20 protein-coding genes and 1 riboswitch are annotated in these 21218 nt (G+C 74.5%); of the genes, 16 read left to right on the forward strand and 4 right to left on the reverse strand.

Translation table 11 applies throughout. The features are described 5' to 3' along the window. Positions 1–149 precede the first annotated feature (149 nt). A riboswitch (cobalamin riboswitch) is annotated at positions 150–286 on the forward strand. 42 nt (positions 287–328) lie between these two features. Next, positions 329–550 (forward strand): CbtB-domain containing protein, encoded by a 222-nt coding sequence (locus tag ABZ861_RS27815; RefSeq protein ID WP_361635498.1) that lies wholly within the window; start codon positions 329–331, stop codon positions 548–550. A gap of 21 nt (positions 551–571) precedes the next feature. Further along, entirely contained in the window at positions 572–1324 is a 753-nt protein-coding gene (locus ABZ861_RS27820; protein ID WP_361635501.1) for a CbtA family protein, read from the forward strand. 294 nt (positions 1325–1618) lie between these two features. On the opposite strand, the gene ABZ861_RS27825 is transcribed toward ABZ861_RS27820, so the two are convergent. Next, a complete protein-coding gene (locus tag ABZ861_RS27825; RefSeq protein WP_361635503.1) occupies positions 1619–2215 on the reverse strand; it encodes a histidine phosphatase family protein in 597 nt (198 codons plus the stop codon). 673 nt (positions 2216–2888) lie between these two features. Here ABZ861_RS27825 and ABZ861_RS27830 point away from each other — a divergent pair. From ABZ861_RS27830 to argF, 8 genes are all read left to right on the forward strand, one after another. Then, positions 2889–3650: an FAD binding domain-containing protein gene (locus ABZ861_RS27830; protein ID WP_361635506.1), complete on the forward strand. Its 762-nt coding sequence runs from the start codon at positions 2889–2891 to the stop codon at positions 3648–3650. 286 nt (positions 3651–3936) lie between these two features. Beyond that, positions 3937–4329, forward strand: coding sequence for a cell division protein SepF (locus tag ABZ861_RS27835; protein WP_361635509.1), 393 nt, complete (start codon positions 3937–3939; stop codon positions 4327–4329). A gap of 99 nt (positions 4330–4428) precedes the next feature. Beyond that, positions 4429–5658, forward strand: coding sequence for an ATP-binding protein (locus ABZ861_RS27840; protein ID WP_361635512.1), 1230 nt, complete (start codon positions 4429–4431; stop codon positions 5656–5658). After that, the gene (locus tag ABZ861_RS27845; protein ID WP_361635514.1) at positions 5655–6071 is read left to right on the forward strand and encodes a nucleotide pyrophosphohydrolase; all 417 of its coding nucleotides are present in this window, start codon (positions 5655–5657) and stop codon (positions 6069–6071) included. Before ABZ861_RS27840 ends, ABZ861_RS27845 begins: the two co-directional genes overlap by 4 nt. A 349-nt stretch (positions 6072–6420) precedes the next feature. After that, positions 6421–6897 carry a DUF6099 family protein gene (locus tag ABZ861_RS27850; RefSeq protein ID WP_361635517.1) on the forward strand — a complete coding sequence of 159 codons (477 nt, stop codon included), beginning with the start codon at positions 6421–6423 and terminating at the stop codon, positions 6895–6897. 76 nt (positions 6898–6973) lie between these two features. Next, the gene (locus tag ABZ861_RS27855) at positions 6974–7897 is read left to right on the forward strand and encodes an LLM class F420-dependent oxidoreductase (RefSeq protein WP_361635519.1); all 924 of its coding nucleotides are present in this window, start codon (positions 6974–6976) and stop codon (positions 7895–7897) included. Positions 7898–8099: 202 nt separating this feature from the next. After that, on the forward strand, positions 8100–9326 hold the full coding sequence (locus ABZ861_RS27860) for an arginine deiminase (protein ID WP_361635522.1): 1227 nt from the start codon (positions 8100–8102) through the stop codon (positions 9324–9326). A gap of 59 nt (positions 9327–9385) precedes the next feature. Next, positions 9386–10393: an ornithine carbamoyltransferase gene (gene argF, locus ABZ861_RS27865; RefSeq protein WP_361635525.1), complete on the forward strand. Its 1008-nt coding sequence runs from the start codon at positions 9386–9388 to the stop codon at positions 10391–10393. Between the two features lie 42 nt (positions 10394–10435). On the opposite strand, the gene ABZ861_RS27870 is transcribed toward argF, so the two are convergent. Then, positions 10436–10882, reverse strand: a complete 447-nt coding sequence (locus tag ABZ861_RS27870) for an ATP-binding protein (RefSeq protein WP_361635579.1) — start codon at positions 10880–10882, stop codon at positions 10436–10438. 353 nt (positions 10883–11235) lie between these two features. On the opposite strand from ABZ861_RS27870, the gene ABZ861_RS27875 reads away from it, so the two are divergent. Then, entirely contained in the window at positions 11236–12063 is an 828-nt protein-coding gene (locus ABZ861_RS27875) for an enoyl-CoA hydratase family protein (RefSeq protein ID WP_361635528.1), read from the forward strand. A gap of 7 nt (positions 12064–12070) precedes the next feature. Next, positions 12071–14350 (forward strand): bifunctional salicylyl-CoA 5-hydroxylase/oxidoreductase, encoded by a 2280-nt coding sequence (locus ABZ861_RS27880; RefSeq protein WP_361635531.1) that lies wholly within the window; start codon positions 12071–12073, stop codon positions 14348–14350. 189 nt (positions 14351–14539) lie between these two features. On the opposite strand, the gene ABZ861_RS27885 is transcribed toward ABZ861_RS27880, so the two are convergent. Continuing rightward, positions 14540–15379 carry a PaaX family transcriptional regulator C-terminal domain-containing protein gene (locus tag ABZ861_RS27885; protein ID WP_361635534.1) on the reverse strand — a complete coding sequence of 280 codons (840 nt, stop codon included), beginning with the start codon at positions 15377–15379 and terminating at the stop codon, positions 14540–14542. Positions 15380–15394: 15 nt separating this feature from the next. Continuing rightward, positions 15395–17020 (reverse strand): AMP-binding protein, encoded by a 1626-nt coding sequence (locus tag ABZ861_RS27890; protein WP_361635536.1) that lies wholly within the window; start codon positions 17018–17020, stop codon positions 15395–15397. 130 nt (positions 17021–17150) lie between these two features. Here ABZ861_RS27890 and ABZ861_RS27895 point away from each other — a divergent pair, with 130 nt between their 5' ends. The 4 genes from ABZ861_RS27895 to ABZ861_RS27910 all read left to right on the forward strand — a co-directional run bounded on the left by ABZ861_RS27895 (position 17151) and on the right by ABZ861_RS27910 (position 21079). Then, a complete protein-coding gene (locus ABZ861_RS27895) occupies positions 17151–18635 on the forward strand; it encodes an acyl-CoA dehydrogenase (protein ID WP_361635539.1) in 1485 nt (494 codons plus the stop codon). Further along, entirely contained in the window at positions 18632–19030 is a 399-nt protein-coding gene (locus ABZ861_RS27900; RefSeq protein ID WP_361635542.1) for a RidA family protein, read from the forward strand. The genes ABZ861_RS27895 and ABZ861_RS27900 overlap by 4 nt, the downstream gene beginning before the upstream one ends. 139 nt (positions 19031–19169) lie before the next feature. Beyond that, positions 19170–19634, forward strand: a complete 465-nt coding sequence (locus tag ABZ861_RS27905; RefSeq protein WP_361635545.1) for a DUF6299 family protein — start codon at positions 19170–19172, stop codon at positions 19632–19634. 347 nt (positions 19635–19981) lie between these two features. Further along, positions 19982–21079 (forward strand): NAD-dependent epimerase/dehydratase family protein, encoded by a 1098-nt coding sequence (locus ABZ861_RS27910; RefSeq protein ID WP_361635548.1) that lies wholly within the window; start codon positions 19982–19984, stop codon positions 21077–21079. The last annotated feature ends 139 nt before the right edge of the window (positions 21080–21218 follow it).

The raw sequence follows: 21218 nt of genomic DNA on the forward strand, positions 1-21218 counted from the left end.
CCGTCGCGCGCCCGGCCTCGGGCGGCCCCGCGTTTCGCCGCGGCCGCCCGGCCACCGGGCCGCACGGCCGACCCGCCCGCGGCCCGGCGGCCGCCCGGCGGGAGAGGAAGATCACGCCGGGCGGCCGCGGTCTTGGCCGCGCTTCCCGCACGCGATACCGTCGATCCGGTATCGACGAGGGCAGGACGGAAGCCGGTGGGAATCCGGCACGGTCGCGCCACTGTGAACGAGCAGCCCCGCTGGGACGGGACGGCCCGTGAGTCAGACCCGTAGTCCTCGTCCAGTGCACCACCGAGATGGGACGCGAACTCCCAGAGGAGGCCCTGCCATGGCGCAGCACGTCGCCCAGCCGACCGCCACTGCCCCCGCCCTTCCCGCCAAGTTGCCGCTGAAGGCGATAGCTCCCTGGGCGGTCTTCTTCGGCATCCTGATGCTGGTCCTGCTCTACTTCGTCGGCGCCGAGCAGGGCGCCACCTCCGTGTTCAACGGCACGGACGTCCACGAGTGGGTGCACGACGCCCGCCACCTGCTCGGCTTTCCCTGCCACTGAGGCGAGGGACGCCACACGCCCATGAACTCCGCAACGGTAAGAAACCTGCTCGTCCGCGGCATGCTCGCCGGGCTGGCCGCGGGGGCGCTCTCCCTCGTCGTCGCCTACCTGCTCGGCGAGCCCACCGTCGACAGGGCGATCGGCTTCGAGGCCGCCCACTCCCACGAGCACGAAGCAGCGGTCGTCTCCCGCGCGTTGCAGTCCACCGCCGGCCTCGCCACCGGCGTCCTCGTCTACGGGGTCGCCTTCGGCGGGATCGCGGCGCTCGCCTTCTGCGTCGCGCTCGGCCGCGTGGGCCGGTTCTCGCCGCGGGCGACCGCGCTGCTGCTGTCCGGCTGCGCGCTGCTCGCCGTGTACGTCGTGCCGTTCCTCAAGTACCCGGCCAACCCGCCGTCGGTGGGCGACCCCGGCACCATCGGCAAGCGGACCGGCCTGTACTTCCTGATGATGGTGCTCAGCGTGCTCCTCGCCGTGGCCGCCGCGATCCTGGGCAAGCGCCTCGCGCCCGCCCTGGGCGCGTGGTGGGCGACCGTCGTCGCGGCGGCCGCGTTCGCCGTCGCGATCGGGCTGGCGTACGCCTTCCTCCCGGTCGTCAACGAGGTCCCGGGAGACTTCCCGGCCACCCTGCTGTGGCGGTTCCGGCTCTCCGCGCTGGCCGTCCAGGCCGTGCTGTGGGGGGCGTTCGGCCTCGCCTTCGGCGAACTGGCGGAACGGCTGCTCAGCCCCGAGCGCGCCCGGCCCGCCTCCGGCCGGGCGGTCGCGGCGGCCGACTGACGCGTCGTCCGGACGTCGACTGAGGTGTTGTCCGGACGCTGACTGAGGTGTTGTCCGGACGCCGAAGGGCCCGTCGGAATCGTCCGCGGGCCCTTCGGCGTTCCTGGGCGGCCGCGCGGGAAAGTCCCACCCGGCGCTCTCTGTCGGCCATGCAGGGAAGTCTCGCCCGGCGTTTCCGGGCGGCTGCGTGGAGGCGTCTCACCCGGCGTTCCCGGGCGACCGCGTGGGGGAGTCCCACCCGGCCGTTCCCGGGCGGCCGTGCGCGGAAGTCCCACCGGGCTTCGCGGGGCCGCGTCACCGCGGGCCGGAGCCGTCCTCGGCGCTCGACGCGAGCGGACGCCCCAGCCGCAGGTTCCAGCGTCCGGCCCGGCCGCTGAACTCCGTGACCGTCAGCGGGGGCACGTCCAGCCGCCAGAACGCCTCCTCCGGCAGGCCCACCGCGCAGACCGCGGCCGCCCGGATCACCTCCGGTTCGACCACGGCCAGCGTCCGGCCGTCAGTCCGCGCCAGCGCCTGGAGCCGACGCCCGACCCGGTCGCACAGATTCCGCACCGACTCCCCGCCGTGCGGCGCGGCGGCCGGGTCGGCCAACCAGCGCGCCAGCGCGTCCGGTTCGGCGGCGCCGACCTCGTCGAGCGTGCGACCCCGCCAGCGGCCCGCGTCGAGACCGGCCAGCTCTGGATCGGGGGCGGCGTCGAGACCGAGCGCCGCCGCCGTCTCCCGGCAGCGCCTCCCGGGCGAGGACGCGGTCCGCGCGGCCGACGGCAGCGACGCGGCCGCCGCGCGCGCCTGCGCCGCCCCCGCGGCGTCGATCGGATCGCCGTCGTCGAAGCGGGCCAGCCGCAGCGAACGGCTCGTCGCGGCCGAGAGGAACAGGACCCTGGCGGTCACGCCGTCGTGTCTCCCGTCTGTGCCGTCTGTGCCGTCTCTGTCGTCTGTGCCGCCCGCGATGTTCGCGCGAAGGGCGCGTTTCCCTCGTGCGTCCGTACCGGGTGGGACGGCACACAGGTCTGCCGGTCGGGGCGGGAGGCCGGCGGCCAGACGGCCGAGGGACGGCTCTGGCGCACGCCGTCGCGCCACTCGCCGGTCCTGAAGCCCACGGCGCACCCCCCCCATCGCCGCCGCTCGCACGCCCACACGTCCCGCGTGCGTCGGGCGGCTGCGAACATAGCATCCGCGCCGTCGGCGCCGTCCGCCGATGCTCAGCCGCGCGCTGGAGAGAACCCGCTGCGTACGGCAGGGGCGTGGCGGTGCGTCGGCGTACCCGCCGCACGCGGGCGCAGCACGCGGCCGAGACGCGCCGCCAGGCACTCAACCGCCCTGTCTCCTCCGGGACTTCGGTCACGCCCTCACGCGCTGGGGGCGCACACCGTGCACGCATGAGCCCTGTACGCGCCCACGCGCCTGCGGCGACAATCGCCGTACCGGCGGGCGTCCGGTCGGCCTCCGCCCACGCCCCGCGGTCCCTCATCCCACCACCCGTGGCCCTCGCGCCACGCCCTCGCGCCACGCTCATCGCCCCGCCGCCCCCCGTGCCATGCCCCGGAAAGGCAGGTCAGTCGCCGTGTTGCTGCGTTTTCCCACGTCCGTGTCCGAAGCGCAGGAGTGCCTGGCCGACGGCGCCGTGCCGATAGGCGGGGCGACGCTGGTGTGGGCCGCCTGGCAGCGTGACGGATTTCCCGTACGGGCTTTCTCACTGCGGGAGTTGCCGAGGGCCAACGTGATCGGGCCTACGGACCTGGGCGCCGCGGTGGTGCTGCACCGGATCGACGAGCGGGTGCCGGAGGCGATGCACCGGGCGGCGGCGAGCATCGGAACCGGGGCCGTGCGCCGGACGGCGACGGTCGGCGGCAACATCGTCGGCAGCAGCCTGCGTTGCCTGCTGCCCGCCGCCCTCGTGCTGGGCGCCCGCGCGACGGTGCTGGAGTCCGACGGCGTGCACGAGACCGACCTCGCGGAGGTGGTGGCCAAGCGGCCGCTCCTGCTCGGTCTGCACTGGACCGCGCCGCTCGTCAGCGCGCACCGCAAGCAGCCCGGCGCGGAGGGCGGAGGGCCGCCGCTCGTCGTCGCCGCCGCGGTGCACGCCGACGACCGCGGCGGCTTCCTGCTCCGGGTGGCCGTACGGGACGGTTACGACGTGCTCGCCGACAGCACCCTCTGCGACGCGGACGCCGACGCCGACGCCGGTACCAGCGCCAGCGCCGGTGCCGAACGGGCCCTCCGGGCGCTGCGCGGGACCGCTCTCAGTCATCTTCCCGCCACCGCATGGGAGACGGTCGCCCACCAGGTCACGGGCCTTCTGGGCCGCCTCGCCGACCCCCGCTGAGCGGGGCGGTGCGCAGGGGGACGCGAGACGACGTGACGCGGCCCCTGTGTCAACCGCGTCCCCGGGGGCAGGCGTGGCGACAGGGCGACGCCGCTCCGGCGTTCTCCGGCACTGCGAGAGCCCGCGTCGCTCGCCCGCACCGCGCGCCCGTACACACCCGTCGTCACGGGCGGACGGCTCGTCCCCGGACCCGGCGGCCGCCGTGTCGCTGTTAGGCCGAACAGGTGACATGACGTAAGAATTGGCAGGTGCAGACGATGAGTGCGAAGCAAGTCGGGTGGCGCCGGTGAACAGCCACGACGTCACCGATGAGCAGTGGGAGGGACTCGCCCAGGTCGTCCCGTTGCGGGGGCGCGACGCCTGGCCGTCCTCGGTGGGGCACCGGGCCATGCCGGAGGCGGAGACGGAGCTGCGGCGCCGCTTCGTCGTCCTGCGCGTCAACGTCTTCGCGGACGCCCGCGACGTGGCCGAGACGCTGATGGCGGGCATCCCGGTCCTTCTCGACTTGACCGGCGCCGAGACCGAAGTCGCCAAGCGGGTGCTGGACTTCAGCACCGGCGTCGTCTTCGGCCGGGCGAGCGGAATGCACCGCGTCGACCGCAACGTCTTCCTGCTCACCCCGGCCGGCACCGAGGTGAGCGGCCTGATGGCGGAGGGGGCGGCGGTCCCCGGGGCATGAGGCCCGAGGGCGCGTCGCCCGGGACGGGCGTCCCCCGATCGTAGGAAGGGAGCGCGGGCGGAACGGTTCGCCCACCCGCGCGGGCTCTACCGTCCGGGCATGCTCGTGTCTCCCGCCTCCGCCGTCACCCTGCCGCTGTCCTCGTCGCCGCTCTCGCCCCCGTCGCCGCCCTCCGCTGATTCCCGGCCGGAGCGGCCGTGCGTCGCCGAGCTGCGGCTGTCCGCCTTCGCCGGGCACCGCGGCGCCTGCTTCGCGTTCGGGCCGCTGACCTTCCTCGCCGGGCCCAGCGGGTCGGGCAAGACCAGCGTGCTGAGGGCGTTCGAGGCGCTGGCGCGGCTCGGCGGCGGGGCCGCGCTCGACGAGGTGTTCCGCGATCCGGCCGCCTGCGTGCCCGAACGCGCCCGTCCGGACGCCCAGGACCGCCGCGGCTTCCGCGTCGGCTGCACGGCGGACGGTCCGCACGGGCCGGTCCGGCTGGACCTCGCCGTGCAGACCGAGCCCGAACTGCGGGTCGTGGGGGAGCGGTTGACCGCGGGCGGCCGCGTGCTGCTGGAGACGGCCCTGCGCGATCCGCGGCGCCGTGTGGTCCAGGCGTCCTGGCACACGGCCGGGTCGACGGCGGTGACCCGGGCGTCCCTGCCCGACGACCGCCTCGGCACCGCGCTGCTGCCCCTGCGGGTGGCCGGGCGCACCGACGGGCAGCGGCAAGTGCTGGCCGCCGCCGAGCAGATGGTCGTCGCCCTGCGGTCCGTCTTCGCCTGTACGCCGCGACCGGACCGGATGCGGTCGCCCGCGCCCCGGGGCGAGGGGCGCCTGATGCGCGGCTGCGACAACCTCGCCGCCGTCCTGTGGCGCACCCGCACCGAGTGCGGGCGGCGGCACGGGCTGCTGGTGGAGGCGGCGCGCGCCGGATGCGCCGGGCCGGTGGCCGACGTGCTCGCCGAGCCGGCGGGCGACGGCCGGCTCCGGGCGGTGCTGGACCGCGGGGACGGGGTGCGCACCGGGTTCGAGCGCTTGGGCGACGGCGAACTGCGTTATCTCGCCATGGCGTTGGTGCTGCTGACCGGGCCGGGGGTGCTGGACGTCGACGCGGTGGGCGAGGTGCCGGCCGCTCTCCAGACGCTGACCGTGCTCGCCGACGACTTCGCGCTGGGACTGGACCCCGGTCAGCGGTCCGGCCTGCTGCGGCTGGCGGAGCGGATGTGCGAGCGGGGTCACATCCGGCTCGTCGGCGCGGTGAGCGACGCCGCGGGGGCGGTGAGCGGGGCGTCAGGGGCGGCCGGGGCGGCCGGGGCCGCGTCGGCGTGCGTGGTAGACCTGGCGCCGTGACCGATCACCACGCCCGTGAAGGATCCGGGGACTCCCCGGCGGAGGATCTGGCGGCCCTCCGGCGACGGCTCGCCGCCTTCGCCGCCGCCCGCGACTGGCAGCGGTTCCACACCCCGAAGAACCTCGTCGCCGCGCTCAGTGTGGAGGCGTCCGAGCTGGTCGAGATCTTCCAGTGGCTGACCCCGGAGGAGTCGGCGCGAGTGATGGCCGACCCGGAGACCGCTCACCGCGTGCGGGACGAGGTGGCGGACGTGCTCGCCTATCTGCTGCAACTGTGCGAGGTGCTGGAGGTGGACCCGCTCGCGGCCCTGTCGGCGAAGATCGACCGCAACGAGCACAGGTTCCCCGCCCCGCGTCCGCAGGACCCGGAGGACCCGCAGGATCCGCAGGGCAGTGATCCACAAGAGTGCTGATCGCCGGGGCCTTGATCGGCAAGGACCTGATCGCGAGACCGTTGTCGGGCGAGGGCCCCGCACGGTCTTCGGACGGGTGCCGCACGGTCTCCGGACGGGCCCGTACGGACTTCGTACGGGCTCCCGCGCCCGCCCTCCGAATGGGCGCGAGCGGACCGGTCGAGCCGGTGGAACGAACGGCTCCCATATCACTCTCCGGAGTCATTCACCCGGTCGAAATCGATTTGTTGTCCAGAGATTTCCGTCTTCCTCTGGCTTTTCGCGTGACCGGGTCTCACTCTGGGTAGTGAACAAGGGAGTCCAGCGGACGCGTGAGAAGCGGGCGCGCGGGGAGAGACGGGGGCAGCCCATGGATGCGGTGCGGCTCATCCAGGCCGGCAGACGCGCCCTCGCGGGGTGCGGCGGCGAGACCTCCGTCCTCCTGGTCGAGGTCTGGCAGGCGCAGGCCCTGTCCCAGGCGATCGGCAGCCGGCTCGCGGTCTCCGGACCGCCCGAGCTGCGCGGCGAGGCGCTGGGCCTGACCGAGTTGGCGGGCCGCGGGTGCGGGGTGCTGGATGCCCCGGTCCTGGACCCCGGCGACCTCTTGGCCGCCCAGCTCACCGAACTGGACGACCCTTTAGGGGCGTTGCACTCGCTGGACGATCTGCTCGGCGACGTGAGCATCGTCCTCCTGGGCATCGCCAGCTCGGCCGCCGAGGAGCGCACGTACTGGCAGTGCATGGAGGCGATCGACGCGGCCGACGAGTCCAGGGACAGAGTCCGCGAGATGCTGCGCAAGCTCGCCGCCCGCGAGGAGGCGGCACTCCCCGAGTGGGAGGCGGGCTGAGGCGGCTGACCGACTTCATCGTCTCCCGGCGCCGGGGCGCTGCCGTGTCCGGGCCGTCGGCGGGCAGGAGGGAACCATGGACCTTCGCATCTTCACCGAGCCCCAGCAAGGCGCGAGCTACGACACCCTGCTCACCGTGGCCAAGGCCACGGAGGACCTCGGCTTCGACGCCTTCTTCCGCTCAGATCATTTTCTCCGCATGGGCGACGTGGACGGTCGGCCCGGCCCCACCGACGCCTGGATCACCCTCGCCGGACTCGCCCGCGAGACCAGCCGCATCCGGCTCGGCACCCTGATGACGGCCGGCACCTTCCGGCTGCCCGGCGTGCTCGCCATCCAGGTCGCCCAGGTGGACCAGATGTCCGGCGGCCGGGTCGAGCTGGGCCTGGGCGCGGGCTGGTACGAGGAGGAGCACAAGGCGTACGGCATCCCCTTCCCCAAGGAGAAGTTCGGCCGCCTGGAGGAGCAACTGGCCATCGTGACCGGCCTGTGGGCGACCGAGGCCGGCAAGACCTTCGACTTCTCGGGCACGTACTACCAGCTCGCGGACTCGCCCGCGCTGCCCAAGCCCGCCCAGGCGAAGGTGCCCGTGCTCATCGGCGGCCACGGCGCGACCCGTACGCCGAGGCTCGCCGCGCGCTACGCCGACGAGTTCAACATCCCGTTCGCGTCCGTCGAGGACAGCGAGCGGCAGTTCGGCCGGGTGCGCGCCGCCGCGGAGGAGGCCGGCCGCGCCGCCGACGACCTCACCTACTCGAACGCGCTCATCGCCTGCGTCGGCCGGGACGACCAGGAGGTGGCCCGCCGCGCCGCCGCCATCGGCCGCGACGTGGACGATCTGAAGGCCAACGGCCTGGCCGGCACCCCGGCCGAGGTCGTGGAGAAGATCGGCCGCTACGCCGAGATCGGCGCCCAGCGGTTCTACCTCCAGATCCTCGACCTGGACGACCTGGACCACCTGGAGCTGATCTCCTCCCAGGTGCAGTCGCAACTGGGATAACCCCCGCCCGCGCGCGGCGCCGCAGGTCCGCCCGCCGCCCCCGCTCCCACCGCCGCGGGACCGCTCCTCCGGGCAAGCTCCCCCGGACAGCGGTCCCGTGGCCCCGTAGGCAGGGGCACACCCCCGACGACGCACCCCGACGACACCCCCCGAAACCGCCAACCCCCGGGTGAAACCGGGGTTGCGACGTCAGGATGGGGGCATGGGATTCCATGTCGACTCCGAGGCCGGGCGGCTTCGCCGCGTCATTTTGCACCGGCCCGATCTCGAACTCAAAAGGCTCACCCCGAGCAACAAGAACGCCCTCCTCTTCGACGACGTGCTGTGGGTGCGCCGGGCGCGGGCGGAGCACGACGGGTTCGCCGACGTGCTGCGCGACCGCGGCGTCGCCGTGCACCTCTTCGGGGACCTGCTGACCGAGACGCTGGAGATTCCGTCGGCCCGGTCCCTCGTCCTGGACCGCGTCTTCGACGAGAAGGAGTACGGCCCGCTGGCCACCGGCCACCTTCGGGACGCGTTCCAGACGCTGCCCGCGCAGGAGCTCACGGAGGCGCTGGTCGGCGGCATGACCAAGCGGGAGTTCCTTCAGGGGTACGCCGAGCCGACCTCCGTGCGCTTCCACGTGATGGAGCTGGACGACTTCCTGCTCGGTCCGCTGCCCAACCACCTCTTCACCCGGGACACCTCCGCCTGGATATACGACGGCGTCTCCATCAACGCGATGCGCTGGCCCGCCCGGCAGCGCGAGACCGTGCACTTCGAGGCGATCTACCGGCACCATCCGCTCTTCCGCGCCGAGTCGTTCCACGTCTGGTCCGAGGGGCAGGCCGACTACCCGTCCACCATCGAGGGCGGGGACGTGCTGGTCATCGGCAACGGCGCGGTGCTCATCGGGATGAGCGAGCGCACCACGCCGCAGGCCGTCGAGATGCTCGCGCACAAGCTGTTCGCCGCCGGTTCCGCCCAGACGATCGTCGCGCTCGACATGCCCAAGCGGCGCGCCTTCATGCACCTGGACACCGTGATGACCATGGTCGACGGCGGCACCTTCACCCAGTACGCCGGTCTCGGCATGCTCCGCTCGTACACCATCGAGCCGGGCGCCGGGGACACGGAGCTGAAGGTCACCGACCATCCGCCGGAGCACATGCACCGCGCCATCGCCGCCGCGCTCGGACTCGACGAGATCCGGGTGCTGACCGCCACCCAGGACGTGCACGCGGCCGAGCGCGAGCAGTGGGACGACGGCTGCAACGTCCTGGCCGTCGAGCCGGGCGTCGTCGTCGCCTACGAGCGCAACTTCACCACCAACACCCACCTGCGCAAGCAGGGCATCGAGGTGATCGAGATCCCGGGCAGCGAACTGGGCCGGGGCCGGGGCGGCCCGCGCTGCATGAGCTGCCCGGTGGAGCGCGAGGCGGTCGCATAGTAATTCTCTTCGTCGTATAGAATTCCAGGGTTCGTGTCCCTGATTCCTGGAGCGCCCCCATGGCGACAGTCCCGACCCCCCTCGCCGGCCGCAGCTTCCTCAAGGAGCTGGACGTCACGGGGGACGAGTTCCGCGGTCTGGTCGAGCTGGCCGCCCGGCTGAAGGCTGCCAAGCGGACCGGGACCGAGACGCGCCTGCTGACCGGCCGGAACATCGCGCTGATCTTCGAGAAGACCTCGACGCGCACCCGCTGCGCGTTCGAGGTCGCCGCCGCGGACCAGGGCGCCTCCACGACGTGTCTGGACCCCTCGGGATCGCAGATCGGGCACAAGGAGTCCATGAAGGACACCGCCCGCGTGCTCGGCCGGATGTTCGACGCGATCCAGTTCCGCGGCGACCGGCAGGCGGACGTCGAGGAGCTGGCCGCGCACGCCGGCGTGCCCGTCTACAACGGGCTCACCGACGACTGGCACCCCACCCAGATGCTCGCCGACGTGCTCACCATGACCGAGTACGGCCGCGCGCCCCTGGAGGAGACCGCGCTCGCCTATCTCGGCGACGCCCGCTTCAACATGGGCAACTCCTACCTGATCACCGGCGCGCTGCTCGGCATGGACGTGCGTCTGGTCGCGCCCAAGAGCTACTGGCCCGCTTCGGAGGTCGTCGACCGGGCGCGCGAACTGGCCGCGGCCAGCGGCGCGCGCCTCACCCTCACCGAGTCGGTCGCCGAGGGGGTGCGCGGCGCCGACTTCGTCGCCACCGACGTGTGGGTCTCCATGGGCGAGCCCAAGGAGGCGTGGGACGAGCGGATCGCCGCGCTCGCCCCGTACGCCGTGACCATGGACGTGCTGCGCGCCGCCGGCAATCCGGACGTGCGGTTCCTGCACTGCCTGCCGGCCTTCCACGACCTGGGCACGGAGGTCGGCCGCGAGATCCACGAGCGGCACGGCCTCACCTCGCTGGAGGTGACCGACGAGGTGTTCGAGTCGCCGCACTCGATCGTCTTCGACCAGGCCGAGAACCGGCTGCACACCATCAAGGCGCTGCTGGTCGCCACGCTGGCCTGAGCACGGACTCCCTGCTCGCCGCGCCGGCCGAGGCCGCGGCCGTCACGCCGGGCACGGCGGCGGAGGCGCCGCGGACAGTCTGAACCACACCGCCTTGCCGGTCTCGGTGCGCCGGTGTCCGCACGCGGAGCTGAGGGTCCGGATCAGCAGCAGGCCGCGCCCGTGCTCCTGCCAGGGGTCCGGCGCGCTGATCTCCGGACGGGTCAGGCCCTCGGGCGGCGCCGGGTCCGGGTCGTGCACCTCGACGTGGCAGCCGTTCGGCAGCAGCTCCACCACCAGCTCTATCGGGCCGCCGCCCGGGGTGTGATCCACCGCGTTGGCGACCAGCTCGGCGGTGAGCAGTTCCGCGGTGTCGCTGTCGGCCGTGTGCCGCAGCTCGGCCAGCGCCGTACGCACCAGGGCGCGGGCCACCGGCACGGCGGCGGCCGTGTGCGGCAGCGCGACGCGCCACGAGGAAGAGGCGGGTTCGTACACCACGGATCCGTTCATGGCGCGGGGCGTCCCGGTGGTCACCGTCGGACGGTCGTCCGTGCGACGTGAGGGCACATCGTACGGGGGCGGGCGCCGGTCTCTCCCGCGGCCCTCCCTCCCCGATCCGGCGCGAGCGCGGACGCGATCACTCCGGTCGCCGCCGCGTCGGAGCCCTGGGACGAACCCCCTCGTGAGGCGACCGGCCGCGGCGTCGGCGACCCCGTGACGAGACGGCGGGCACCGGCCGCGTCGACTCGTCTGCCCGCTCAATGGTATCGCGTACTCGTGACGACAGTCACGGATGAGTGATAACTTCGGGAGAGACCTGAGCGAGCACCGGCCGAGGCAGTCCCCCGAGGAGGCCGCACGTCATGAGTCCCTTCACCGGCTCCGCCGCCCGCACCGCCCAGTGGCGGCATCTGCGCGTGGAGCTGACCGACGGCGTCGCCGCGGTCACCCTCGCCCGCCCCGACAGGCTCAACGCGCTCACCTTCGCCGCCTACGCCGACCTGCGCGACCTGCTCGCGGAGCTGTCCCGCGAGCGGGCCGTGCGCGCGCTGGTGCTGGCCGGCGAGGGCCGCGGCTTCTGCTCGGGCGGCGACGTCGACGAGATCATCGGCACCACCCTGGGCATGGACACCGCCCAACTGCTGGACTTCAACCGGATGACCGGCCAGGTGGTCCGGGCCGTGCGGGAGTGCCCGTTCCCGGTCGTCGCGGCGGTGCACGGGGTGGCCGCCGGGGCCGGGGCCGTGCTGGCGCTGGCCGCCGACTTCCGGGTGGCCGACCCCTCCGCCCGCTTCGCCTTCCTGTTCACCCGGGTCGGCCTCTCCGGCGGCGACATGGGCGCCGCCTACCTGCTGCCCCGGGTGGTCGGCCTCGGCCACGCCACCCGCCTGCTGATGCTCGGGGAGCCGGTCCGGGCCCCCGAGGCCGAGCGCATCGGCCTGATCAGCGAACTCACCGACGAGGGCCGCGCCGACGAGGCGGCCCGCGCCCTCGCCCGCCGCCTGGCCGACGGGCCCGCCCTCGCCCTCGCCCAGACCAAGGCCCTGCTCACCGCCGAGCTGGACATGCCGCTGGCCGCCTCCGTCGAACTGGACGCCGCCACCCAGGCCCTGCTGATGAACGGCGAGGACTACGCCGAGTTCCACGCGGCCTTCACGGAGAAGCGCCCGCCGAAGTGGCGGGGGCGGTGAGCGCGCGATGAGCGGTCCCACGCGGGTCGCCGTCATCGGCGGCGGACCCGGCGGCCTGTACGCGGCGGCCCTGCTGAAGCGGCTCGACCCCTCCCGCGAGATCACCGTCTGGGAGCGCAACGCACCCGACGACACCTTCGGCTTCGGCGTCGTGCTCTCCGACGAGACGCTCGGCGGGATCGAGCACGCCGACCCGGCGGTGTACCGAGCGCTGAGCGAGGAGTTCGTGCGCTGGGACGACATCGACATCGTGCACCGGGGCGCCCGCTCCGCCTCCGGCGGCCACGGCTTCGCCGCGCTCGGCCGCCGGCGGCTGCTGGAGATCCTGCACGAACGCTGCCGCGCCCTCGGCGTGGAGCTGCGCTTCCGCGCCGAGGCCCCGCCCGCCGCCCGGCTGCGCACGGAATACGACCTGGTCGTGGCCGCCGACGGCGTGCACAGCGCCACCCGTGAGGCGTTCGCGGACGTGTTCCGCCCCCGGCTGACCGGCCACCGCTGCCGTTACGTCTGGCTCGCCGCCGACTTCGCCTTCGACGCCTTCCGCTTCGAGATCGCCGAGACCGAGCACGGCGCGATGCAGCTCCACGGCTACCCCTACGCGGCCGACGCCTCCACCGTCATCGTCGAGATGCGCGAAGAGGTCTGGCGGGCCGCCGGGTTCGACGAGCTGGACGAGGCGGAGTCCGCCGAGCGCTGCGCCAAGGTCTTCGCGGACGCGCTGGGCGGACGCCCGCTGCGCTCCCACAAGTCCGCCTGGACCGCCTTCCGCACGGTGGTCTGCGCACGCTGGTCGCACGGCAACCTGGTGCTGCTCGGGGACGCCGCCCACACCGCGCACTTCTCCATCGGCTCCGGCACCAAACTGGCCGTCGAGGACGCCCTCGCGCTCGCCGCGAACCTGGAGGAACAGCCCACGCTGGAGAAGGCGTTGGCGGCCTACGAAGAGGAGCGCAAGCCTGTCGTCGCCTCCACCCAGCGGGCGGCGCGGGCCAGCCTGGAATGGTTCGAGAACCTCGCCCAGTACGTCGACCAGCCGCCCCGCCAGTTCGCGTTCAACCTGCTCACCCGCAGCCGCCGCGTCACCCACGGCAACCTGCGGCTGCGCGACGCCGGCTTCACCGAGGCCGTGGAGCGGGAGTTCGGCTGCCCGCCCGGCACGCCCCCGATGTTCACGCCGTTCCGGCTGCGCGGCCTGACCCTGCGCAACCGGGTCGTCGTCTCCCCGATGGACGTGTACTCGGCCGTCGACGGCGTCCCCGGCGACTTCCACCTCGTCCACCTCGGGGCACGCGCGCTGGGCGGCGCGGGACTGGTGATGACCGAGATGGTGTGCGTCAGCCCCGAGGGGCGGATCACCCCGGGCTGCGCCGGGCTGTGGACCGGACGGCAGGCCGAGGCGTGGCGGCGGATCACCGACTTCGTGCACCGGCAGGCGCCGGGCGCCGCGATCGGCGTGCAGCTCGGCCACAGCGGGCGCAAGGGATCCACCCGGCTGATGTGGGAGGGCATGGACGAGCCGCTGCCCAAGGACAACTGGCCGCTGGTCGCCGCCTCCCCGCTGCCCCACCGGCCGGACGGGCAGGTCCCCCGCGAGCTGACCCGAGCGCAACTGACGGACGTCCGCGAGCAGTTCGCCTCCGCCGCCTGGCGCGCCGCCCGGTCCGGCTTCGACCTGCTGGAACTGCACTGCGCCCACGGCTATCTGCTGTCCGGCTTCCTCTCCCCGCTCACCAACCGCCGCACCGACGCCTACGGCGGCGACCTGGACCGGCGGCTGCGGTTCCCGCTGGAGGTGTTCGACGCCGTACGCTCCGTGTGGCCAGAGGAGCGTCCGATGACGGTGCGTGTCTCCGCCGCCGACTGGGCCGAGGGCGGCACGACCCCGGACGAGGCCGTGGCGACGGCCCGCGCCTTCGCCGCGCACGGCACCGACGCCGTCGACGTGTCGACCGGGCAGGTGGTCGCCGAGGAGCGCCCCGAGTTCGGGCGGTCCTACCAGACCCCGTACGCCGACCGCATCCGCAACGAGGCCGGCGTCCCGGTGATCGCGGTCGGCGCGATCTCCTCCTGGGACGACGTCAACTCCCTGATTCTGGCGGGCCGCACGGACCTGTGCGCGCTCGGCCGCCCGCACCTGTACGACCCGCACTGGACGCTGCACGCCGCCGCCGAACAGGACTACGCCGGCCCCGCCGTCTCCTGGCCGGCGCCCTACGGGGCGGGCAGCCGCCGCCCGCAGACCGGCCGCACCGACGCCCCGAAACCCCGCCTGAAGCTGCACAGTTGACGAGCTGCACAGTTGACGATTGCCCGAGGGCGAACCGCTGTTCGGCGCGAAGAGAAGAAGGGCGAACGCCTGCCCCGGCGTACGCGCTCAGGGCGGCGCAGGCGCTCGGGGCGGCGCAGGCATTTCGGGCGATGCGGGCGTTCCGGGCGGCGCGGGCAGCCGCTAGGGCGACCCGAGACCGGCCCCCCGTCAGCGTCCCGGGACGCCCGCGAAGACCGCGCCCGCGTCCCGCAGCCGCTCGTGCAGCCCACGGAAGACGGCGGCCGACCGCGCCCCCGGCCAGTCCCCGGGCAGCAGCCCGGCGGGCAGCCCGGGGTCCGCGTAGGGCAGGTGGCGCCAGGAGTCCAGGGCGAGCAGGTAGTCGCGGTAGGCGTCCTCGGGCGAAGTGCCGGTGCGCCGCTCCCAGGCGCGCAGCACGTCCGCGTGCCGTTTCAGGAACGCCTCGTGCTGCTCTGCGATCGCCGCCAGGTCCCACCAGCGCGCCACGGCCTCGGCGGTCGGCGTGAAGCCCAGGTGCTCGCCCCGGAAGAAGTCCACGTACCCGTCCAGGCGCAGCCGCTCCAGGGTGTGCCGGGTCTCCTCGTACAGCCGGGCCGGGGCGATCCACACCCCGGGGGCCGCCGTGCCGAAGCCGAGCCCGGCCAGCCGGGAGCGCAGCAGGTGCCGCTTCTGGCGCTCCGACTCCGGAACCGAGAACACCGCCAGCACCCAGCCCTCGTCGGCGGGCGGCGCGTCCGCGTAGACGCGGCGGTCGCCGTCGTCGAGCAACTGCCGTGCCTGCGGGGAGAGTTCGTAGCCCGCCGCGCCCTGCTCGGTGCGCGCCGGGACGAGCAGGCCGCGCCGTTTGAGCCGGGACACCGCGGACCGCACGGAGGGCGCGTCCACGCCCACCGCGGCCAGCAGCCGGATCAGCTCGGCCACCGGGACCGGCCCCGGCGCGAAGCGGCCGTACGCGCCGTACAGCGTGACGATGAGGGACCGGGGGGTGGGGTGCGCGGGGTGCGCGGGCTGTTCGGGCACGTTGATCATTTTAAGTCGTCGGCGTCACCGCCGGTCGCCGAGGCCGCGCAGCAGGAACCGCTGGAGCTTGCCGGTCGCCGTCCGCGGCAGCGCGTCCAGGAACACGATCTCCCGCGGGCACTTGTACGGCGCCAGCTCGGCCTTCACATGCGCCCGCAGCGCCTCCGCGTCCCGCGCCGCGCCCTCCTTCAGGACGACGTGGGCCACCGCGACCTGCCCCCGCGCCGCGTCCGGCCGTCCGACCACCGCGGCCTCCGCCACGTCCGGGTGCCGCAGCAGCGCGTCCTCGACCTCCGGCCCGGCGATGTTGTAACCCGCTGAGACGATCATGTCGTCGGCGCGGGCCACGTAGCGGAAGTAGCCGTCCGGATCGCGGACGTAGGTGTCGCCGGTGACGTTCCAGCCGTCGCGCACGTACACCCGCTGCCGGGAATCGGCGAGGTAGCGGCAGCCCACCGGGCCCTGCACGGCGAGCAGTCCGGGCGCCCCGTCGGGCACCGGCCGCCCCGCCTCGTCCTGCACCCGCGCGCGCCACCCGGGCACGGGGAGACCGGTGGCGCCCGGCCGGGCGGCGCCGTCCGCCGCCGAGATGAAGATGTGCAGCAGCTCGGTGGCGCCGATGCCGTTGACGAGGCTGAGCCCGGTGCGCTCGCGCCAGGCGTGCCAGACGGCCGCGGGCAGGTTCTCCCCGGCGGACACGCAGCGTCTGAGCGAGGAGACGTCGTACGCGTCCAGCTCGTCGAGCATCGCCCGGTACGCGGTGGGCGCCGTGAAGAGCACGGACACCCGGTGCTCGGCGACCGCCGCCAGCAACTGCCGGGGGCGGGCCTCTTCGAGCAGCAGGGCGCTCGCCCCCGCGCGCAGCGGGAAGACCACCAGCCCGCCGAGCCCGAAGGTGAAGCCGAGCGGGGGACTGCCCGCGAACACGTCGTCCCCGCGCGGCCGGAGCACATGCCGCGAGAAGGTGTCGGCGACCGCCAGCACGTCCCGGTGGAAGTGCACGCAGCCCTTGGGCCGCCCGGTGGTGCCCGAGGTGAACGCGATCAGCGCCACGTCGTCCGCCGCGGTGTCCACGGCCGTGAACGGCTCGGGCGGCGCCGGGCGGCGCAGCAGGTCGCCGGGGCCGGCGCCGCCGTAGGCCGTGACGGCGAGTCCTGGCACGTCCGCCCGGACCAGGTCCTCCAGCGCCCGGACGTCGCACAGCGCGTGCCGCGCCTGGGCGATCTCGCAGATCGTGCTCAGCTCGTGCGGGCGCTGCTGGGCGAGCACGGTGACGGCGACCGCGCCCGCCTTGAGCACGGCCAGCCAGCAGGCCGCGAGCCAGGGAGTGGTGGGGCCCCGCAGCAGCACCCGGTTGCCGGGGACCACGCCGAGGTCGCGGGTCAGGACGTGCGCGACGCGGTCGACCCGGGCCCGCAGCTCGCCGTACGTCCACCGCTCCCCGCCGCCGGTCAGGAACGCCGGGCGGTCGGCGCGGGCCCGGTCGTGGTCGGCCAGCAGTTCGGCGGCGCAGTTCAGCCGGTCGGGATAGCGCAACTCCGGTAAGTCGAAGCGCAGTTCGGGCCACTGGTCGGGGGGCGGGAGGCGGTCGCGCACGAACGTGTCGACGTGCGCCGTGGCCGGCCGGACGCCGTCTCTGTGGGGAGCCATCGGGTCCAAGGCGGTTCGCCCCCTCGTCATGGTGGGCTCGCCCCTGGAGCGTATCGTGTCGGTGACGACAGTCAACGGTACGCGATACGGTGGACGGAGCCCCGGTCACCACGGGGGAGGGAGGACCGGCGTGCCCGCTTTCTCACTCGCACCGGAACAGGTCTCCTGGTGCGCCGACCTGCGTGCCCTGGCCGTCGAACGGCTCCGCCCGCTCGCCGAGAAGGGCGAGCCGGGCCGCGTCAACCGCCCGCTCCTCGCCGAACTGGGCCGCCTCGGGCTGCTGGACCGCCTCTTCGCCTCCGGCGCCCTGGACCTGTGCCTGATGCGCGAGTCCCTGGCCCACGGCTGCACCGAGGCCGAGACCGCCCTCGCCCTCCAGGGCCTGGGCGCCCACCCGGTGCACGCCCACGGCACACCCGCCCAGCGCGCCCGCTGGCTGCCGCCGGTGACGCGGGGCGAGGCGGTGGCCGCCTTCGCCCTCAGCGAGCCGGGCGCGGGCTCGGACGCGGCGGCCCTGAGCCTGCGCGCGGAACCGGACGGCTCGGGGGCGGCGGCTGCGGACGGCCGGCGGGCGGAGCGGTACGACCTTCCGGCGGCACCGGGCGGACTCCGGGCGGCACCCGACTGGCCTCCGGCGGCACCAGACGGACTCCGGGCGGAACCGGATGAACTCCGGGGGGACCTGGGCGACCTCCGGGCGGAGCCGGGCGGACTCCAGGCGGAGCCGGGCGACCTCCGGGCGGAACCGGGCGGCGGTGTGCCCTCGACCGCGGGGCCTACGCCCGAGGCCCCGTCGCCCGAGGGCCTGTCCCCCAAGGGTCCGTCGCCCTCGGGCCCCGCGCCGCGCTCCGCCGCCGCCCTCGCCGCCGTACCCGAGGGCGCGCGGCGCTGGCGGCTCACCGGGGAGAAGTGCTGGATCTCCAACGCCCCCGAAGCCGACGTCTACACCGTCTTCGCGCGCACCACGCCCGGCGCCGGATCCCGCGGGGTCACCGCCTTCCTGGTCCCCGCCGACCGCCCCGGCCTCACCGGCAGCGCCCTGGACATGCTCTCCCCGCACCCCATCGGGGCCCTCGACTTCGACGGCGTCCCGGTCACGGCGGACGACGTGCTGGGCGAGCCGGACCGCGGCTTCCGGGTCGCGATGGGCACGCTCAACCTCTTCCGCCCCAGCGTCGGCGCCTTCGCGCTCGGCATGGCGCAGGCCGCGCTGGACGCCACCGTCGCCCACACCGCCCGCCGGGAGGCGTTCGGCGGCCGGCTGAGCGACCTCCAGACCGTGGCCCACCAGGTCGCCGAGATGGCCCTGCGCACCGAGGCCGCCCGGCTGATGGTGTACGCGGCGGCCACGGCGTACGATGAACGGGCCCCGGACGTCCCCCGCCGGGCCGCCATGGCCAAACTGCTCGCCACCGAGACCGCGCAGTACGTCGTCGACGCGGCCGTGCAACTGCACGGCGCCCGCGCCCTGCGCCGCGGCCACCTCCTGGAGCACCTGTACCGGGAGGTACGGGCGCCCCGCATCTACGAGGGCGCCAGCGAGGTGCAACGGGCCGTCATCGCCAAGGAGTTGTACGCGGCCTCGCGACCGCACGCCGCCGAGGAGGCCGAGTGAGCGCCGACCGCGTCAATCCCGCCGGGCTGTCACCGCCCACCGGCTTCTCGCACGCCGTCGTCGCCACCGGCTCCCGGGTGGTGTTCCTGGCCGGCCAGACGGCGCTCGACCCGGACGGCAAGGTCGCCGGCGCCACCCTGCCCGCGCAGTTCGAGCGAGCCCTGGCCAACCTCCTGACCGCCCTGCGCGCCGCCGGAGGCGCCCCCGCGGACCTGGCCCGCGTCACCGTCTACGCCACCGACCTCGCCGCCTACCGCCGCCACGCCCCCGAACTGGGCCGCATCTGGCGTGAGGCCGCGGGCCGCGACTACCCGGCGATGGCCGTCGTCCAGGTGGTCCGCCTCTGGGACGAGGAAGCCCTGGTGGAACTGGACGGCTTCGCGGTCCTGCCCTGAACGGCGGCCCCCGCCGCACCGGCAGACCGGGGCCACCGGCGGCGGACTCGCCGCCGCAGGGGTGAGGGTCACGGCCCCGGGCGCGCGCAGCCGGTACGAGTGGAGGACCTCTGCCCGTCCACCCGCCCCGGGAGGCCCCATGACCGCCACGTCCTTCACGCTCGCCCGCCCGGCCCGCCGTGCGCTCGGCGCCCTCGGCACGGCCGCCGCCGCGCTGCTGCTCACCGCCCCGGCCGCGCCCGCGAACGCGGCCGCCGTCGGCGCCGACGCCCTCACCGTCGACACCACGGCCCGCCTGGCGGCGGACGGCACGGTCGCCGTCTCCGGCACGTACCGCTGCACCGCGGCCGACGGCCCGGTCTTCGTCAGCGCGGACGTCCACCGGAACGACTCCGCCGTCCGCCACGGCCTCGGCGGCGCCCGCGCCGTCTGCGACGGCGCCGTGCACACCTGGACGACCACGGGCACGCCCTCCGACGCCCTGACGCCGGGACCGGCCCGCGCCGAGGCCGCTCTCGTGGAGCTGACCTCCCAGGGCGGCCTGCCGCTGCTGCCGCGCTTCCACGCGATCACCCACCAGGACGTGACCCTGACCAGGTCCTGACGCCCACGCCCAGCGGCCGGCCCCTCGGGGCCGCCGCCGGCTTCCGGCGGGCCCAGGGCGGGAGAGGAACCCCCGGGGCGGCGGGCGAAGTCTCCGGCTCCGCAGGACTTCTCCCGGCTCAAACACTTTGCAAAGTACACGCAGATCATTGGAGATCTGTCAGGTACACGTCATAGTTTGGATCTCGCAGCAGAGAGAGGAGAGAGACGTATGAGCCGTCTCATCGGCCTCGCCGAGGCTGACAGACACCGACCCGAGGGCGCTTCGCACGGCGGGACCGCAGCCGCCAAAGCCCCGGCCATGCCGACGTTCCCGGACCGCGACGGACCTCTGGGGGCGATCACCTCGTGACGCATACCCCCGACGAGCCGTTGCCCTACACCGCCTCGCCCCTGCCCGCACGCGTCGCCGTCACCGGCGCCGCCGGCGTGCTCGGCGTGCACTTAGTCGACCGCCTGCTGCGTTCCGGCTGCGAGGTCAGGACGCTCGACCTGCGGCCCGTACCGGCCGCCCCCGGACTCACCGCGGTCACGGGCGACATCCGCGATCCGGCGGCACTCGCCGAGGCGTTCCGGGGCGCCGAGGCCGTCGTCCACTCCGCGTCGGCGCTGCCCAGCTACTCGGCGGCCGACATCCGGTCGATCGTCGTCGAGGGCACCGCCGCCGTGTTGGCGGCGGCCCGCGAGGCGGCCGTGCCCCGCGTGCTGCACATCTCCTCGACCGCCGTCTACGGACTGCCCCGTACGGTGCCCACGCCCGAGCACTGCCCGCGGGCGCCCGTGGACCCCTACAGCTCCGCGAAGGCGACGGCGGAGGAGACGGCCGAGCGGTTCCGGGACGGAGGGACGGGCTGCCTGACGGTCCTGCGTCCCAAGACCTTCCTCGGCCCCGTCCGCATGGGCCTGTTCGACATGCTCTTCCAATGGGCCGAAGAGGGGAAGAACTTCCCCGTCCTCGGCACAGGGGACGTGCGCAGTCAGATGCTGGCCGTGGACGACCTGGTGGACGCGGTGCTGACGGTGCTGTGCGCTCCTTCGCGGATCGCGAACGACACGTACAACATCGCCGCGGCCGAATTCGGCACGCTGCGAGAGGACTTTCAGTGCGTCCTGGACGCCGCCGGGCACGGCAGGCGGGTCGTCTCGATACCGAGCGGGCCCGCGGTGGCCGTGCTGCGCACCCTGGCACGGCTCAAGTTGTCGCCGGTGTACGGCAGGCTGGTATCCAAGCTGCTCGCCGACTCCTACGTCAGCGTCGACAAGGCCCGCGACCGGCTCGGGTTCCGCCCCCGCCTGTCCAACCGGGACGCCATCTTGCAGACCTACGACTGGTGGCGCGGCCGACGAGCGGCCGCTGCCTCCGGGTCGGCCCCGGCCGGCGTCGGACGGACCAGCCGCGATCCCTGGCGGCAGGGAGCGCTGGCGCTGGCGAAGGCGTTCTTCTGACGTGGCGGGCGCCGACGCCGGAACACCGGAACCGGACGAGAAGCCCTCCTCGGCGCCGGCCGGGCAGCGGGGTGCGCTTGCGGACGAGCAGCGGGGTGCGCCTGCGGACGTCCCGTCGGATGCGCCTGCGGACGGCCCG

The sequence above is a fragment of the Streptomyces sp. NPDC046985 genome (genome assembly GCF_040644415.1).
Taxonomy (GTDB): Bacteria; Actinomycetota; Actinomycetes; order Streptomycetales; family Streptomycetaceae; genus Streptomyces.

Bases quoted from the DNA above. Each gene is read 5' to 3' on its own strand.
- ABZ861_RS27880 (WP_361635531.1), top strand. From the start codon at position 12,071: ATGAGCGGTCCCACGCGGGTCGCCGTCATCGGCGGCGGACCCGGCGGC.
- argF (WP_361635525.1), top strand. From the start codon at position 9,386: ATGGCGACAGTCCCGACCCCCCTCGCCGGCCGCAGCTTCCTCAAGGAG.
- ABZ861_RS27815 (WP_361635498.1), top strand. From the start codon at position 329: ATGGCGCAGCACGTCGCCCAGCCGACCGCCACTGCCCCCGCCCTTCCC.
- ABZ861_RS27840 (WP_361635512.1), top strand. From the start codon at position 4,429: ATGCTCGTGTCTCCCGCCTCCGCCGTCACCCTGCCGCTGTCCTCGTCG.
- ABZ861_RS27860 (WP_361635522.1), top strand. From the start codon at position 8,100: ATGGGATTCCATGTCGACTCCGAGGCCGGGCGGCTTCGCCGCGTCATT.
- ABZ861_RS27905 (WP_361635545.1), top strand. From the start codon at position 19,170: ATGACCGCCACGTCCTTCACGCTCGCCCGCCCGGCCCGCCGTGCGCTC.
- ABZ861_RS27870 (WP_361635579.1), bottom strand. From the start codon at position 10,882: ATGAACGGATCCGTGGTGTACGAACCCGCCTCTTCCTCGTGGCGCGTC.
- ABZ861_RS27875 (WP_361635528.1), top strand. From the start codon at position 11,236: ATGAGTCCCTTCACCGGCTCCGCCGCCCGCACCGCCCAGTGGCGGCAT.
- ABZ861_RS27820 (WP_361635501.1), top strand. From the start codon at position 572: ATGAACTCCGCAACGGTAAGAAACCTGCTCGTCCGCGGCATGCTCGCC.
- ABZ861_RS27850 (WP_361635517.1), top strand. From the start codon at position 6,421: ATGGATGCGGTGCGGCTCATCCAGGCCGGCAGACGCGCCCTCGCGGGG.
- ABZ861_RS27890 (WP_361635536.1), bottom strand. From the start codon at position 17,020: ATGGCTCCCCACAGAGACGGCGTCCGGCCGGCCACGGCGCACGTCGAC.
- ABZ861_RS27855 (WP_361635519.1), top strand. From the start codon at position 6,974: ATGGACCTTCGCATCTTCACCGAGCCCCAGCAAGGCGCGAGCTACGAC.
- ABZ861_RS27885 (WP_361635534.1), bottom strand. From the start codon at position 15,379: ATGATCAACGTGCCCGAACAGCCCGCGCACCCCGCGCACCCCACCCCC.